At 69.6% G+C, this 13,501-nt stretch carries 11 protein-coding genes and 1 tRNA gene; 6 read left to right on the top strand and 6 right to left on the bottom strand.

Annotated elements, in window-relative coordinates:
- Window positions 1–46 precede the first annotated feature (46 nt).
- Window positions 47–1,861 (top strand): ABC-F family ATP-binding cassette domain-containing protein, encoded by a 1,815-nt coding sequence (locus AB0K18_RS26190; protein WP_364918907.1) that lies wholly within the window; start codon window positions 47–49, stop codon window positions 1,859–1,861.
- A 164-nt stretch (window positions 1,862–2,025) separates the two neighbouring features.
- Here AB0K18_RS26190 and AB0K18_RS26195 read toward each other — a convergent pair whose 3' ends face one another.
- Together AB0K18_RS26195 and AB0K18_RS26200 are read right to left on the bottom strand one after the other, a co-directional pair.
- Window positions 2,026–2,514 (bottom strand): VOC family protein, encoded by a 489-nt coding sequence (locus AB0K18_RS26195; RefSeq protein WP_364918910.1) that lies wholly within the window; start codon window positions 2,512–2,514, stop codon window positions 2,026–2,028.
- 256 nt (window positions 2,515–2,770) lie between these two features.
- Window positions 2,771–3,277, bottom strand: a complete 507-nt coding sequence (locus AB0K18_RS26200; RefSeq protein WP_364371741.1) for a MarR family transcriptional regulator — start codon at window positions 3,275–3,277, stop codon at window positions 2,771–2,773.
- Window positions 3,278–3,334: 57 nt separating this feature from the next.
- Here AB0K18_RS26200 and AB0K18_RS26205 point away from each other — a divergent pair, with 57 nt between their 5' ends.
- Entirely contained in the window at window positions 3,335–4,105 is a 771-nt protein-coding gene (locus tag AB0K18_RS26205; RefSeq protein WP_364918912.1) for a trans-aconitate 2-methyltransferase, read from the top strand.
- Window positions 4,106–4,168: 63 nt separating this feature from the next.
- Window positions 4,169–5,623: a CYTH and CHAD domain-containing protein gene (locus tag AB0K18_RS26210; RefSeq protein ID WP_364918915.1), complete on the top strand. Its 1,455-nt coding sequence runs from the start codon at window positions 4,169–4,171 to the stop codon at window positions 5,621–5,623.
- 3 nt (window positions 5,624–5,626) lie between these two features.
- Here AB0K18_RS26210 and AB0K18_RS26215 read toward each other — a convergent pair whose 3' ends face one another.
- From AB0K18_RS26215 to AB0K18_RS26230, 4 genes are all read right to left on the bottom strand, one after another.
- Window positions 5,627–6,466 carry an NUDIX hydrolase gene (locus AB0K18_RS26215; protein ID WP_364918918.1) on the bottom strand — a complete coding sequence of 280 codons (840 nt, stop codon included), beginning with the start codon at window positions 6,464–6,466 and terminating at the stop codon, window positions 5,627–5,629.
- A complete protein-coding gene (locus AB0K18_RS26220) occupies window positions 6,456–8,516 on the bottom strand; it encodes an RNA degradosome polyphosphate kinase (RefSeq protein ID WP_364918920.1) in 2,061 nt (686 codons plus the stop codon). Before AB0K18_RS26220 ends, AB0K18_RS26215 begins: the two co-directional genes overlap by 11 nt.
- A gap of 118 nt (window positions 8,517–8,634) precedes the next feature.
- Window positions 8,635–9,504 (bottom strand): TetR/AcrR family transcriptional regulator, encoded by an 870-nt coding sequence (locus AB0K18_RS26225; protein WP_364919263.1) that lies wholly within the window; start codon window positions 9,502–9,504, stop codon window positions 8,635–8,637.
- Window positions 9,505–9,580: 76 nt separating this feature from the next.
- Window positions 9,581–10,519 carry an acyl-CoA desaturase gene (locus tag AB0K18_RS26230; RefSeq protein ID WP_364918923.1) on the bottom strand — a complete coding sequence of 313 codons (939 nt, stop codon included), beginning with the start codon at window positions 10,517–10,519 and terminating at the stop codon, window positions 9,581–9,583.
- Between the two features lie 252 nt (window positions 10,520–10,771).
- Between AB0K18_RS26230 and AB0K18_RS26235 the strand changes: the two genes are divergently transcribed.
- The 3 genes from AB0K18_RS26235 (at window position 10,772) to AB0K18_RS26245 (ending at window position 13,407) form a co-directional block, all read left to right on the top strand.
- Window positions 10,772–10,843: transfer RNA gene (locus tag AB0K18_RS26235), tRNA-Gln, on the top strand.
- Between the two features lie 141 nt (window positions 10,844–10,984).
- Window positions 10,985–12,433 (top strand): bifunctional UDP-N-acetylglucosamine diphosphorylase/glucosamine-1-phosphate N-acetyltransferase GlmU, encoded by a 1,449-nt coding sequence (gene glmU / locus AB0K18_RS26240; RefSeq protein ID WP_364918926.1) that lies wholly within the window; start codon window positions 10,985–10,987, stop codon window positions 12,431–12,433.
- The gene (locus tag AB0K18_RS26245) at window positions 12,430–13,407 is read left to right on the top strand and encodes a ribose-phosphate diphosphokinase (protein WP_364918929.1); all 978 of its coding nucleotides are present in this window, start codon (window positions 12,430–12,432) and stop codon (window positions 13,405–13,407) included. The genes glmU and AB0K18_RS26245 overlap by 4 nt, the downstream gene beginning before the upstream one ends.
- The last annotated feature ends 94 nt before the right edge of the window (window positions 13,408–13,501 follow it).

Raw genomic sequence — 13,501 nt, forward strand, 5'->3', positions numbered from 1 at the left:
GGAGGAAGCGAGGAGACCGGCGGGAAGCCGATACCCTGGGAAGGCCATGAATCTGGTCAATCTCGAGTCCGTCTCCCACGCCTACGGCCCCAAGCCGCTCCTCACCGACGTCTCGCTCGGTGTCGAGGCCGGCGATCGCATCGGTGTCGTCGGCCGCAACGGCGGCGGCAAGACGACGCTGCTGTCCGTGCTGGCGGGCACCGTACGCCCCGACAGCGGCCGCGTCACCCACAACCGCAGCCTTCGCGTGGGCTGGCTGTCGCAGCAGGACACCCTCGACCCGGCGAGCACCGTGCGCGAGACGGTCCTCGGCGGGCTGGCGGAGCACGAGTGGGCGGGCGACCAGCGCGTACGCGAGATCCTCACCAACCTGATCGGCGACCTCGACCTCGACTCCAGGACGGGCGACCTGTCGGGCGGCGAGCGCAGGCGTACGGCGCTGGCCAAGCTGCTCATCGACGACCACGACCTGATCATGCTCGACGAGCCCACCAACCACCTCGACATCGAGGCGATCGCGTGGCTGGCCGGGCACCTGGCCGACCGCAAGAGCGCGCTGGTGGTCGTGACGCACGACCGGTGGTTCCTCGACGCGGTCTCTACCCGTACGTGGGAGGTCGTGGACGGCCGGGTCGAGCGCTACGAGGGCGGATACGCGGCGTACGTCCTGGCGAAGGCCGAGCGGGCCCGCATCGCCCAGGCCGCCGAGGAGCGCCGCCAGAACCTCATGCGCAAGGAGATCGCCTGGCTGCGGCGCGGCCCGCCCGCCCGTACGTCCAAGCCGAAGTTCCGCATCGAGGCCGCCCAGGCGCTGATCGCGAACGAGCCGCCGCCGCGTGAGACCGTCGAGCTGATGCGCTTCGCGGCGGCCCGGCTCGGCAAGACCGTCTACGACCTCGAGGACGTCACCCTCCACGCCGGCGGTCCCGGCGCGGGCCCGCTCGTGCTCGACCACCTCACGTGGCAGTTCGGCCCGGGCGACCGGATCGGGCTGATCGGGGTCAACGGGTCCGGCAAGTCGTCGGTGCTGCGCCTGCTCGCCGACACGGTCAAGCCCGACTCGGGGCGGGTGGTCAGGGGCAAGACCGTCCGCCTCGCGCACCTGTCGCAGGAGCTGGCCGAGGTCGACCCGACGCGGCGCGTGCTGGAGTCGGTGGAGGAGATCCGCAAGTATCTCCAGGTCGGCAAGCGCGAGTGGACCGCGTCCCAGCTGCTCGAACGCCTCGGCTTCCGTGGCGAGGCGCAGTGGAAGGTGGTCGGCGACCTGTCCGGCGGCGAGCGGCGGCGGCTGCAGCTGCTGCGGCTGCTGATGGACGACCCCAACGTGCTGCTGCTCGACGAGCCCACCAACGACCTCGACATCGAGACCCTCAACGAGCTCGAAGACCTGCTGGACGCCTGGCCCGGCACGCTGATCCTGGTCAGCCACGACCGCTACTTCCTGGAGCGGGTCACCGACAAGTGCGTGGCGCTGCTGGGCGACGGCAAGCTGTCGCTGCTGCCGGGCGGGGTGGACGAATACCTCGAACGCCGCGCCGCCGGCACGGCCGTGACCGCCCGCCTCGGGCTGGGCGCCCCGACGGCGGCCCCCGAGCCGGCCGCCCCGGAGTCGAGCGTCCCGAGCGCGCCGAGCGGCCTGTCGGCCAAGGAGGAACGCGAACTCCGCAAGGAGCTCAACCGCCTCGAACGGCAGCTCGACAAGCTCGGCGACCAGGAGTCCCGGCTGCACGCCGCCATGGCGGAAGCGGCCAGCGACTACGCCAAGCTGGGCTCGCTCGACGCCGAACTCCGCGAGATCGCAGCCCAGAAGGAAGCGGTGGAGGCGGAGTGGCTCGACGTGGCCGACCGCCTGGGCGACTGAGACATCGTACGACCCCGCCTGCCGCTGACGCCGTCGGCGAAGTAGACCGAACGGAAACAGCCCTGTGATCACCTCTGTGATCACAGGGCCGATCAAGGGTTCAGGCGGCGTTCAAAGTGCTCGCCAGGCCTTGAATCGTCGAGAGAACGCCCGGCCCGGACTCGTCACTTCCTGGGAAAGATCTCGGTCTCGGGGCGCTGCATGTACTCCATCGCTGCGGTGAACTCCGGGTCTCCGACGCGCCGCTCCATCTCTTCAGGCGTCACGTCCTCGATGTGGGTCTGGATCCACCACACGTTGCCGAAGGGGTCGCGTACCCGCCCGACCAGGTCACCGAAGGCCAGGTGGGTGACCTCCGAGATGGAGACGCCACCCGCCTCAACCGCCTGGCGGTGCACTGCACGGGCGTCCTCGACGTACAGCCGGAGGAACGCGGGCGTCGCCGGCCAACTCGGGTCACCGTCGAACAGCATCACGATCGCATCGCCGATACGGACCTCCGCGTGCCCGATGACCCCGCGCGGGTCGATCACCCGGCCCAGTTCTTCGGCGCCGAACGCCTTGCGGATGTAGTCCATGACTCCGGCCGTGTCACGGGAGATGATCCACGGCGTGACGGTGGTGTAACCCTCGGGAATGGCCTTGACGGACATGTCGGATGCCTCCTTGCGTGCCGGACTGTGCCACCGACGCTAGGCCCCATTCAGGTCAACTTCTTTCCGCAATGACACGGAACGTTCTGGCAGCCCCTGAGCGATCGGTCAGCCCCACGGCGACGGCAAGCACCCCCACCCTCTCCGCCTCGTGCCGCGCCCGATGATCGCGGGGGTGGCAGGCGAGCAGCCGCCGGTAGTGGGCTTCCAGCGGGCTCATGCCGTCCCTCCTGCGAGGGGTTCGGTGCGTGAAGGGTCAGAGGGGGGAGTCGAAGGGGGTGAGGAGGGTGCGGAGGAGGGCGGCGAGGGTGCGCTGGTCGGCGGGGCCGAGGCCCGAGAGGAGTTCCCGTTCACGCCGCAACAGGTCGGAGAACGCGGCGTCCACCCGCGCCAGCCCCGTCTCCGTCAGCGAGACGAGCACGCCGCGCCGGTCCTCGGGGTCGGGGCGGCGGCGTACGAGACCGGCCTGCGCGAGGCGGTCGATGCGGTTGGTCATGGTGCCCGACGTCACCAACGTGGCTCGCAGCAGGGCGCCGGGGCTCAGCTCGTACGGCTTGCCGGCCCGCCGTAGCGCGGTCAGCACGTCGAACTCCCACGGCTCCAGATCGTGCTCGGCGAACGCGGCCCGCCTGGCACGGTCGAGATGCTTGGCCAGCCGTGACACCCTTGAGAGCACCTGGAGCGGCTCGACGTCGAGGTCGGGCCGCTCCGTCCGCCACGCCGCGACGAGACGATCGACCTCGTCTCTAGCATCCTCCGTCATGACACACAAGTGTACTGTCTTGACATCGAGATATCTCTCTCGATATCAATTATCTTCATGTCAAGAGATATCTGGGACCCGGTGACCTACGCGGTCTACGCGGACGAGCGGTCGCGGCCGTTCATCGAGCTGATCTCCAGAGTGGGGGCGGTCGAGCCCGATTATGTCGTGGACGCGGGCTGCGGCAGCGGTGAACTCACCGTCGAGCTGGCCAGTCGCTGGCCCAATGCGACGATCGAGGGCTTCGACTCCTCACCTGCGATGATCGGCAAGTCCAGGAAGCTGGGGTCGGGCGTCAGGTTCCAGGTCGCCGACGCCTCCACCTGGCGCCCCGACCGGCCCGTGGACGTGATCGTCTCCAACGCGCTGCTGCAGTGGGTGCCCGACCACCACGCGGTGCTGGAGCACTGGATGGAGGGGCTGGCCTCGGGCGGCTGGCTGGCCTTCCAGGTGCCGGGCAACTTCGACGCGCCCAGCCACGTCGCCATCCGCGAGCTGTGCGACTCGCGCGCCTGGTCCGACCGGCTCGGCGGCTTCACGCGGGGCACGCCCGTGAGCGAGCCGCTGGAGTACGTGGACCTGCTCAACCAGGGCGGCTCGATGGTGGACGCCTGGGAGACGACGTACGTGCACGTGCTGCAGGGCGAGAACCCGGTGCTCGACTGGGTCTCCGGCACCGCCCTGCGCCCGATCCTGGACCGGCTCGACCAGGACGAGCAGCGGCGGTTCAAGCACGACCTGGGCAAACTGCTCGCCGAGGCGTACCCGGCGCGGAGCTACGGGACGCCGTTCCCGTTCCGGCGGATCTTCGTCGTGGTGCAGAAGTGACGTAGCAGCCGCACAGCCCGTGAAGTGGCATGATGGTGCTGGACCGGACTTTTGCGAGGTGCGGTGGGCATCGAGATCGAGGACAAGTTCGACGTCTCTCCGGACTACGAGCTCCCTGACCTCAGCGCTCTGGCCGAGGTCACGGGCCCGGAGAGCCGGCACCTCATTGCCCTTTACCACGACACTCCGGATCTGCGGCTGGCCGCCCGCGGCGTGACGCTCAGGCGGCGGCGCGGCGGTGCCGACGCGGGCTGGCATCTGAAGCTGCCCCAGGCCAAGGGCGTCCGCCAGGAGATCACCCGTCCGCTGACGCGCAAGACGGTCCCGGCCGAGCTGGCCGAGCTGGTCCGCGCCTACACCCGCGGCGCCGAGCTGGTGCCGGTGGCCGAGCTCGACACCCGCAGGAACGTCACTGTGCTGCGCAAGGACGGCACCGCGCTCGTGGAGATCGCCGACGACCGCGTCAAGGGCACGGTGCTCGGGGAAGAACCCAAGGTCGTGCGCTGGCGCGAGGTCGAGGCCGAGCTGCTCGAAGGCGGCACGAAGAAGCTGCTGGCCAAGGTCGGCAAGCGGCTGCGCAAGTCCGGCGCGACCCCGTCGCAGGCAGGCAGCAAGCTGGCGAAACTGCTCGAACCCGCGCCCATCCCCACGGCCGCCACGAAGCCGGGCAGCGCCGGCGAGGTCGTGCTCGCGTACCTGCGCGATCAGGTCCAGGCCCTGCTGGCGCAGGACCCGCGGGTGCGCCGCGCCGAGGAGGACGCCGTGCACCAGATGCGGGTGGCCGCCCGGCGGCTGCGCAGCGCGCTCAAGGCGTTCAAGACCGTGGTGACCGGCACCCGCGCGATCCAGGACGAGCTGCGCCGCCTCGGCGACGTCCTCGGCGAGGCCCGCGACCTGGAGGTGATCAGGGCCAGGTTCACGAAGGAGCTGGACGGTCTCGCGCCCGAGCTGGTCGTCGGCCCCGTCCGCACCCGGCTGGGCGACGGCCTGCGAGAACGCGAGCGGCAGGCGTACGGGCGGATCAGGGAGGTGCTCAGCGACGAGCGCTACTACCGGCTCCTCGACGACCTGGACACCCTGGTCGCCGCCCCGCAGTGGGGTAAGGCGGCGGACGAGCCCGCCCAGGAGGAACTGCTCAAAAGCGCCAGAGCCGCCTGGGAGCGGGTGACCCGCGCGTACGACCGCGCCCAGGCCATCGATGACCCGGCCCGCCGCGAGGCCGCCATGCACGACGTACGCAAGGCGGCCAAACGCGCCCGCTACACCGCGGAGGCCGTGGGCCTCGGAAAGCCGGCCGGGCTGGCGGAGGGCGTCCAGGAGGCGCTGGGGGCGTACCAGGACGGCGTGGTCGCCCAGGGGCTGCTGGCCGAGGAGGCCGCGCGCGCCCGGGAGGCGGGCGCGGACACCTTCACCTACGGCCTGCTCATCGGCATCGAACGCGGGGCGGCCGAGCGCGCGCACGCCGGCTTCCCCAAGGTGTGGAAGAAGACCTGCAAGGCGCTCGCGAAGGTGCTGTGACCGTCACGTCGCGTGCTGCTCGACGGCGACGACCCGCTCGCCCGCCCGGTGCAGCACCGCGAGGCCGCCCTTGGGCAGCCGTACGTCCTGCCCGGCCAGCGCCTCGACGAGGCCGGGCAGCACCTTCCCGTGACTGCACACGACGGCGTGCGGGGGCAGCGCGGCCACCAGCTCAGGGGTCCTGCGCGGATCCTGGTCCTCCTCGCTGAGCAGCGGATCGACCTCGATCGCGGTCCCGCAGACCCGCGCGTACGGCTCCAGCGTCTGCACGCAGCGCGCACTGGGCGAGCTGACGAGACGACCGGGCCGGTAGGCGGGCAGCACGGTGGCGAGGACCGCCGCCTGGGCGGCGCCGCGCCCGTCGAGCGGGCGGGCCTCGTCGTCACCGTCCCATTCGTCGCGCGAGCCCGCCGAGCCGTGCCGGACGAGCACGAGCGGCACGGTGTCGAGCGGCGCGTCACCGAGGGAGCGCAGCAGCGCGACGTCCCAGGTGTACGACAGCAGCCCCGCCGCCTCCTCCACCGGCACCCAGCGCAGCTCGTCGACCTCGTCATCAGGGATCGACCCGGCGTCGTCGGCCACCCGCCCCACCCAGTAGTCGACCCGCTTGAGCCGCCCGGAGCTGCGGTAGTGGACGGGCGGCAGCGGCCGGCCGAGCACGACGGTCAGCCCGGTCTCCTCGCGCACCTCGCGCAGGGCGGCGGCGACGACGTGCTCGCCAGGGTGGAGCTTGCCCTTGGGGAACGTCCAGTCCGCGTAGCGCGGCCGGTGTACGACGGCCACCTCGGACGAGCCGCGCAGGATCACCGCGCCCGCCGCCCTGATGAGGTCGTCAGTCGTCAACGGTCCTCCAGCGGCGCGTGCCGATGAGGTGGCTCTGCAGGTCCGCGCCGGGGTGGTGGGTCCAGGTGCCGTCGGAGTTGAGCCACCAGGCGCTGGTCTCCTCGTCCATGGCGCGGTCCATGAGTTCCATCAGGTACGCCTTGTGCTGCTGGGAGGTCACCTTGACCAGGGCCTCGACGCGGCGGTCGAGGTTGCGGCGCATGATGTCGGCGCTGCCGATCCACACCTCGGGGCGGCGGCCGAGCCCGAACTCGTAGACGCGGGAGTGCTCAAGGAAGCGCCCCAGGACCGAGCGGACCCTGATGTTCTCCGACAGGTCGGGGATGCCGGGCCGCAGGATGCAGATGCCGCGTACCCAGATGTCCACCTGCACGCCGGCCCTGGACGCCCGGTAGAGCGCGTCGATGATCGGCTCGTCCACCATCGAGTTCGTCTTGATGCGGATCCGCGCTGGCCGTCCGGCCCGCTGGTGGGCGATCTCCCGCTCGATCCTGGCCATCAGGCCGCTGCGCATGGAGTGGGGCGCGACCAGCAGCCGCCGGTAGGCGGAGTGGTGGGAGTAGCCGGTCAGGTGGATGAACAGGTCGGTGACGTCCTCGCCGACCAGCGGGTCCGCGGTCAGCAGGCCGAAGTCCTCGTACTGGCGGGCGGTCTTGGGGTTGTAGTTGCCGGTGCCGATGTGGCAGTAGCGGCGCAGCTCGCCCGATGCCTCCTGGCGGACGACGAGGGCCAGCTTGCAGTGGGTCTTCAGGCCGACCACGCCGTAGACGACGTGGCAGCCGGCGCGTTCGAGCTTGCGCGCCCAGGAGATGTTGGCGTGCTCGTCGAAGCGGGCCTTGATCTCGACGACCACCACGACCTGCTTGCCGGCCTCGGCGGCGTCGATGAGGGCGTTGACGATGGGGGAGTCGCCGCTGGTGCGGTAGAGGGTCTGCTTGATCGCCAGCACCCTCGGGTCCTCGGCGGCGACCTCGATGAAGCGCTGCACGCTGGTGGCGAAGGAGTCGTACGGGTGGTGCAGCAGCACGTCGCGCTCGCGCAGGATCGCGAAGACGTCGTCCTCGGCGTTGATCACCTCGGCCGGCACGAACGGCCGGTAGCACAGCTCGCCCCGGTCGAGGTCGGCGATGGCGTGCAGGCCCGACAGGTCGAGCGGTCCCGGCAGCCGGTAGACCTCGTGCGGTGCCAGCTCCAGCTCCTCGATGAGCGGCGCCAGCACCTCGGGCGTGATGCTCTCCTCGACCTCCAGCCGCACGGGCGGCCCGAAGCGCCGCTTGAGCAGCTCCTTCTCCAGGGCCTGCATGAGGTTCTCGGTGACGTCCTCGTCCACGTCGAGGTCCTCGTTCCTGGTGACGCGGAAGACGTGGTGCTGGAGGATCTCCATGCCCTTGAAGAGCTGCCCGAGGTGCGCGGCGATGACATCCTCAAGAGGGACGAAACGGTCTTTGGACGCCTGGACGAACCTGGGCAGCTGCGACGGCACCTTGACCCGGGCGAACACCGTGTGGTTCGTCGCCGGATTGCGCACCAGGACGGCGAGGTTCAGGCTGAGCCCGGAGATGTAGGGGAACGGGTGCGCGGGGTCCACGGCCAGCGGCGTCAGCACCGGCCTGATGCGCTCCCTGAACAGCTTGCGCAGCTCCGTACGCTCCTCGCGCCCGAGATCCGCCCAGCGCACGATCTCGATGCCCTCGGCGGCGAGTTGCGGGCGGATCTGCCGGTGGTAGACCTCCGCGTGCCGCCTGGCCAGCCCGTCGGCCACCGCGGCGATCTTGATCAGCTCTTCCTGCGGCTTGAGCCCGCTCTTGGTCCGCAGCAGCAGGCCGGTCGCCATCCGCCGCTTCATCCCGGCCACCCGGACGCGGAAGAACTCGTCGAGGTTGCTCGCGAAGATGGCGAGGAAGCGGACGCGTTCGAGCAGCGGCAGCGAGGGGTCCTCGGCGAGTGCGAGCACCCGCTCGTTGAACTGGAGCCAGCTCTCCTCGCGATTGAGGAACCGCTCCTGCGGGAGGGGCAGGTCATGGACAGACGGGAACGGTTCCGCGGACATATGGCGTATGTTGCCCCGTTCGGTTGAACAGCACGTTAACGTCGCCGCAACGGCTCACCCCAAAGGGTCAGCCCAGCTCAACACCATCGTCACCCCGGATGCCCGCGCCGTTCAAGGCTCACTCCGGATGATCTACCTGCTCCAGCCGCGCCGCGCGCTCGGCCAGCCGCGCCTCCCGCTGGCGGATCTTCTCCTCCCGCTCGCGGGCCTTCTCCGCCTCCTTCAACAGCCGCTCGCGCTCCTTCAGCTCGCGTACGCGAGCCTTCTCGGCCTCCTTGAGCTCCCGCTGGCGGATCTTCTCCGCCTCCTTGAGCTCCTTCTCGCGGGCCTTCTCCAACTCGCGCAGCTCCTTCTCGCTGGCCGCGCGCGGCTTGGCCGTCAGGGCGCGCTCGCGCCCCGAGACGGTGAGCGACGGATTGGGGTCGAGCGCGGTCAGGCCGTTCCAGGCCAGGTTGACCAGGTGGGCCGCGACCTCCTCGCGGCCCGGCTTGCGCACGTCGAGCCACCACTGCCCGGTCAGTGCCACCATGCCGACCAGCATCTGCGCGTACATGGGGGCCAGCTTGGGGTCGTAGCCCCTGGCCGCGAACTCGTCGGCCAGCACGTCCTCGACCTGACTCGCGATCTCGCTGATCAGGCTGGCGAACGTGCCGGTGCCCGACGCGGCGTGGGAGTCGCGGACCAGGATGCGGAAACCCTCGCTGCTCTCCTCGATGTAGTGGAGCAGGGCCAGTGCGGCCCGCTCCAGCTTCACCAGGGAGTGCGCGGCCGACAGCGCCTCGGTGATCATGCCGAGGAGCTTCTGCATCTCGCGGTCCACGACGACCGCGTAGACGCCTTCCTTGCCGCCGAAATGCTCGTACACCACGGGCTTCGACACCTGTGCGGTAGCTGCGATCTCTTCGATAGAGGTCCCGTCGAACCCCTTCTCCGCGAAGAGGGTGCGGCTGATGCTGATCAGCTGCTCTCTTCGCTCGCTACCGGACATGCGCCTGCGAGATCGGGGTTCGGTCACGGTTTCCATAATGACGGCCACGGCTGTGCCGCCGCTCATCGGCTGATCGTCAGGCAATGCGCTTCGCCGCCAGACGCTCAGGCGTCGGCCAGCGGACGTCGTACACCCAGCCCAGCTTCTCGAAGATGCGGATGAGGCCGGCGCTCAGGTCGATCTGGCCCTTGAGCGCGCCGTGGCGGGCGCAGGTCGGGTCGCTGTGGTGCAGGTTGTGCCAGGACTCGCCGAAGGAGGGGATGGCCAGCCACCACACGTTGCGCGACTTGTCGCGCACCTGGAAGTCCTCCTCGCCGAAGACGTGGCAGATCGAGTTGATCGACCAGGTGACGTGGTGCAGCAGCCCGATGCGGACGAGCGAGCCCCAGAACAGCGCGGTCAGCCCGCCCTGCCAGGACCAGGTGAACAGCATGCCCAGCACGCCGGGCAGCAGGATCGAGGTGAGCGCGAGGGCGCCGAACCACTTGTGCAGTTTGCGGACGTCGTCGTCCTTGCACAGGTCGGGGGCGTACTTCTCCCTGTTGGTCCGCTCGCTCTCGAACAGCCAGCCCATGTGGGCGTAGAGCAGGCCCTTGGCCATGTTCTTGAAGCCCGGGCCGAAGCGCCACGGGGAGTGCGGGTCGCCCTCCTTGTCAGAGAACTTGTGGTGCTTGCGGTGGGTGGCCACCCAGTCGAGCACCGACATCTCCAGCGACAGGCTGCCCGCGATGCCCATCGCGATTTTCAGCGGCCGCTTGGCCTTGAAGGAGCCGTGCGTGAAGTAGCGGTGCAGGCCGACGGTGACGCCGAGGCCGGAGACCACGTAGAAGACGAAGGCGATGGCGATGTCCGTCCAGCCGAGTCCCCATCCCCATGCGAACGGCACGGCCGCGGCGATCGCGACGAGAGGCAGGCCGACCACCAGGCCGAAGGTGACGAGTTCCGACTTTGACTTGGGTTCTGGTTCGAACTCCGGCTTGGGGGCAGGGGTGGAGCGCTCGGCGACAACGGTCATTGGCTACCTCCAACGGCATGTATGAGAGTGAATGTCCGGGCTACGCAACCGTAACCTACGCCAGCGTAGGTTCGGAAGAGCTAAGCCCGTAATGTCGAGAACGTGTAGCGGAGCCGGACGAGTCGCGGAGGATTCGTGTCTTGCGCCCCTCCCGTGGCTCTGTTATGGGGCGGGCGAGAGGGGAATACGGGCGCGGGGCGGCGCGCGGGGTCGGTATCGTAGGGGAGTGCCGGACATCACGTGTCCGATCTGTCCCGGATCGTCTAATCGGCAGGACAAGTGGTTTTGGTCCACTTTGTAGGGGTTCGAGTCCTCTTCCGGGAGCCTTGAGGTGCTCCCCCCGGAGAGAAGTTCGGGGGGAGGCCAGGTATCCTCACGGTGTCGGGGGGGTAGCTGCACAATGTGCAGCGGTGCGGTTGACGTACCGAACGCCCTGATCCGTCCAGTCACAGGGAGCCTCAGTCCGTGAGTGTGCCGCGCCCGGCAGCCGTCATCGTCCTCGCCGCCGGCGAGGGCACCCGGATGAAGAGCCAGACCCCGAAAGTCCTGCACGAGCTGTGCGGCCGCGCGCTGGTCGACCACATGCTCGGCGCCGCCCGCGACCTCGACCCTGAGCGGCTCATCGTGGTCATCGGCCACGCGCTCGAACGGGTCGGCGGCCATCTGTCCGCCACCAGCCCCGACGCGCGCGCCGTCGTCCAGCGTGAGCAGCGCGGCACCGGCCACGCCGTACGCACGGTGCTCGAAGAGGTCGGCACGATCTCCGGCACCGTCCTCGTCACCTACGGCGACGTGCCCCTGCTGCGCACCGAGACCCTGGCGGGGCTGCTCGACCGGCACGCCGCCGAGGGCAACGCGGTCACCGTGCTGACCGCCGAGGTGCCCGACCCGACCGGCTACGGCCGGATCATCCGCGACGACGGCGGCGCCGTGCTGGAGATCGTCGAGGAGAAGGACGCCTCGCCGGAGCAGCGCGCGATCAAGGAGATGAACTCCGGCATCTACGCCTTCGACGGCCTGCTGCTGGCCGACGCCGTCAAGCGCGTCTCCACCGACAACGCCCAGGGCGAGGAATACCTCACCGACGTCCTGTCCATCCTGCGCCGCGACGGCCACCGCGTGGGCGCGTGCGTCGCCGCCGACCACGTCGAGGTCGAGGGCGTCAACGACCGGGTGCAGCTCGCCGCCGCCCGCAAGATCCTCAACCGGCGCCTGCTCGACGCGCACATGCGCGCCGGCGTCACGATCATCGATCCCGACAGCACCTGGGTCGACGTCGGCGTCCGCATCGAGGCCGACGCCGTCGTCCACCCCGGCACCCAGCTCCACGGCGAGACCGTCATCGGCGCCGGCGCCGAGGTCGGGCCCGCCACCACGCTCACCTCCACCGTCGTCGGCGCGGGCGCGGTGGTGCGCAACGCCGTCTGCGACCACGCCGAGATCGGCCCGGAGGCCAACGTCGGCCCCTACGCCTACCTGCGCCCCGGCACCGTGCTCGGGCACAAGTCCAAGGCGGGCACCTTCGTGGAGATGAAGAACACCAAGGTCGGCGAACGCTCCAAGGTCCCGCACCTGTCCTACGCGGGCGACGCCACCATCGGCGACGACGTCAACATCGGCGCCTCCACCGTCTTCGTCAACTACGACGGAGTGGAGAAGAACCACACCACAGTGGGCGACGGCGCATTCGTCGGCTGTGACACCATGCTCGTCGCTCCGGTGACGGTCCACGACGGCGCCTACACCGCCGCCGGCTCGACCATCGTCGACGACGTACCCCCCGGCGCCATCGGCGTTGCACGAGCGCGGCAGCGCAACATCGAGAAATGGGTCTTGCGCAGGCGCGCGGGCACGAAGTCGGCCGCGGCCGCCCAACGGGCGCTGGCCGAGCGAGAGCAGGAGAACAGCGAGTGACCAGCATCAAGCAGCCCGGGGAGAAGAACCTCATGCTCTTCTCCGGGCGGGCACACCCGGAGCTGGCCGAGGAGGTCGCCGAGCATGTCGGCGTCTCCCTCACCCCCACCAAACTCATCGACTTCGCCAACGGCGAGATCTACGCCCGCTATCTGGAGTCCGTACGCGGATGTGACGCCTTCGTCATCCAGAGCCACACCGGGCCCATCAACAAGTGGATCATGGAACAGCTCATCATGGTCGACGCGCTCAAGCGGGCGTCCGCCAAGCGCATCACCGTGGTCATGCCGTTCTTCGGCTACTCCAGGCAGGACAAGAAGGGCCGCGGCCGCGAGCCGATCACGGCCAGGCTGATGGCCGACCTGTTCAAGACCGCGGGCGCCGACCGGCTCATGTCGATCGACCTGCACACCTCGCAGATCCAGGGCTTCTTCGACGGCCCCGTCGACCACCTGTTCGCCATGCCGGTGCTGGAGAGCTATCTCAAGAACAAGCTCGACCTCGCCAACACCACCGTCGTCTCGCCCGACACCGGCCGCGTACGCCTGTCGGAGCGCTGGGCCGACACCCTCGGCACGCCGCTGGCCTTCATCCACAAGCGGCGCGACCTCGACGTCGCCAACTCGGTCAAGGTCAACGAGGTCGTCGGCAAGGTACGCGGGCGCACCTGCGTGCTCATCGACGACATGATCGACACCGCCGGCACCATCTGCAAGGCCGCCGACGCCCTCTACGAGCAGGGCGCCACCAACGTCATCGTGGCGGCCACCCACGCGGTCTTCTCCGACCCGGCCGTCGACCGGCTGAAGAACTCCCGCATCTCCGAGGTCATCGTCACCAACACGCTGCCCCTGTCGCAGGAGAGCCGCTTCGACAAGCTCACCGTGCTGTCCATCGCGCCGCTGATCGCGCGCGCCATCACCGAGATCTTCCAGGACGGCTCGGTCACGAGTCTGTTCGAGGGAGACAGCTGAGCCCCTTAGACTGAACAGGTTGCGCTCGTAACGCCTTCCGCTAGGGCGGGTGAGGGAGAGCGCGCGACCAGCCGTCCACACTCACATCCCTAGG

The organism is Nonomuraea sp. NPDC049421 (assembly GCF_040677005.1).
Classification (GTDB): Bacteria; Actinomycetota; Actinomycetes; order Streptosporangiales; family Streptosporangiaceae; genus Nonomuraea; species Nonomuraea salmonea.

Bases quoted from the DNA above. Each gene is read 5' to 3' on its own strand.
- AB0K18_RS26190 (WP_364918907.1), top strand. From the start codon at position 47: ATGAATCTGGTCAATCTCGAGTCCGTCTCCCACGCCTACGGCCCCAAG.
- AB0K18_RS26195 (WP_364918910.1), bottom strand. From the start codon at position 2,514: ATGTCCGTCAAGGCCATTCCCGAGGGTTACACCACCGTCACGCCGTGG.
- AB0K18_RS26200 (WP_364371741.1), bottom strand. From the start codon at position 3,277: ATGACGGAGGATGCTAGAGACGAGGTCGATCGTCTCGTCGCGGCGTGG.
- AB0K18_RS26205 (WP_364918912.1), top strand. From the start codon at position 3,335: ATGTCAAGAGATATCTGGGACCCGGTGACCTACGCGGTCTACGCGGAC.
- AB0K18_RS26220 (WP_364918920.1), bottom strand. From the start codon at position 8,516: ATGTCCGCGGAACCGTTCCCGTCTGTCCATGACCTGCCCCTCCCGCAG.
- AB0K18_RS26225 (WP_364919263.1), bottom strand. From the start codon at position 9,504: ATGTCCGGTAGCGAGCGAAGAGAGCAGCTGATCAGCATCAGCCGCACC.
- AB0K18_RS26230 (WP_364918923.1), bottom strand. From the start codon at position 10,519: ATGACCGTTGTCGCCGAGCGCTCCACCCCTGCCCCCAAGCCGGAGTTC.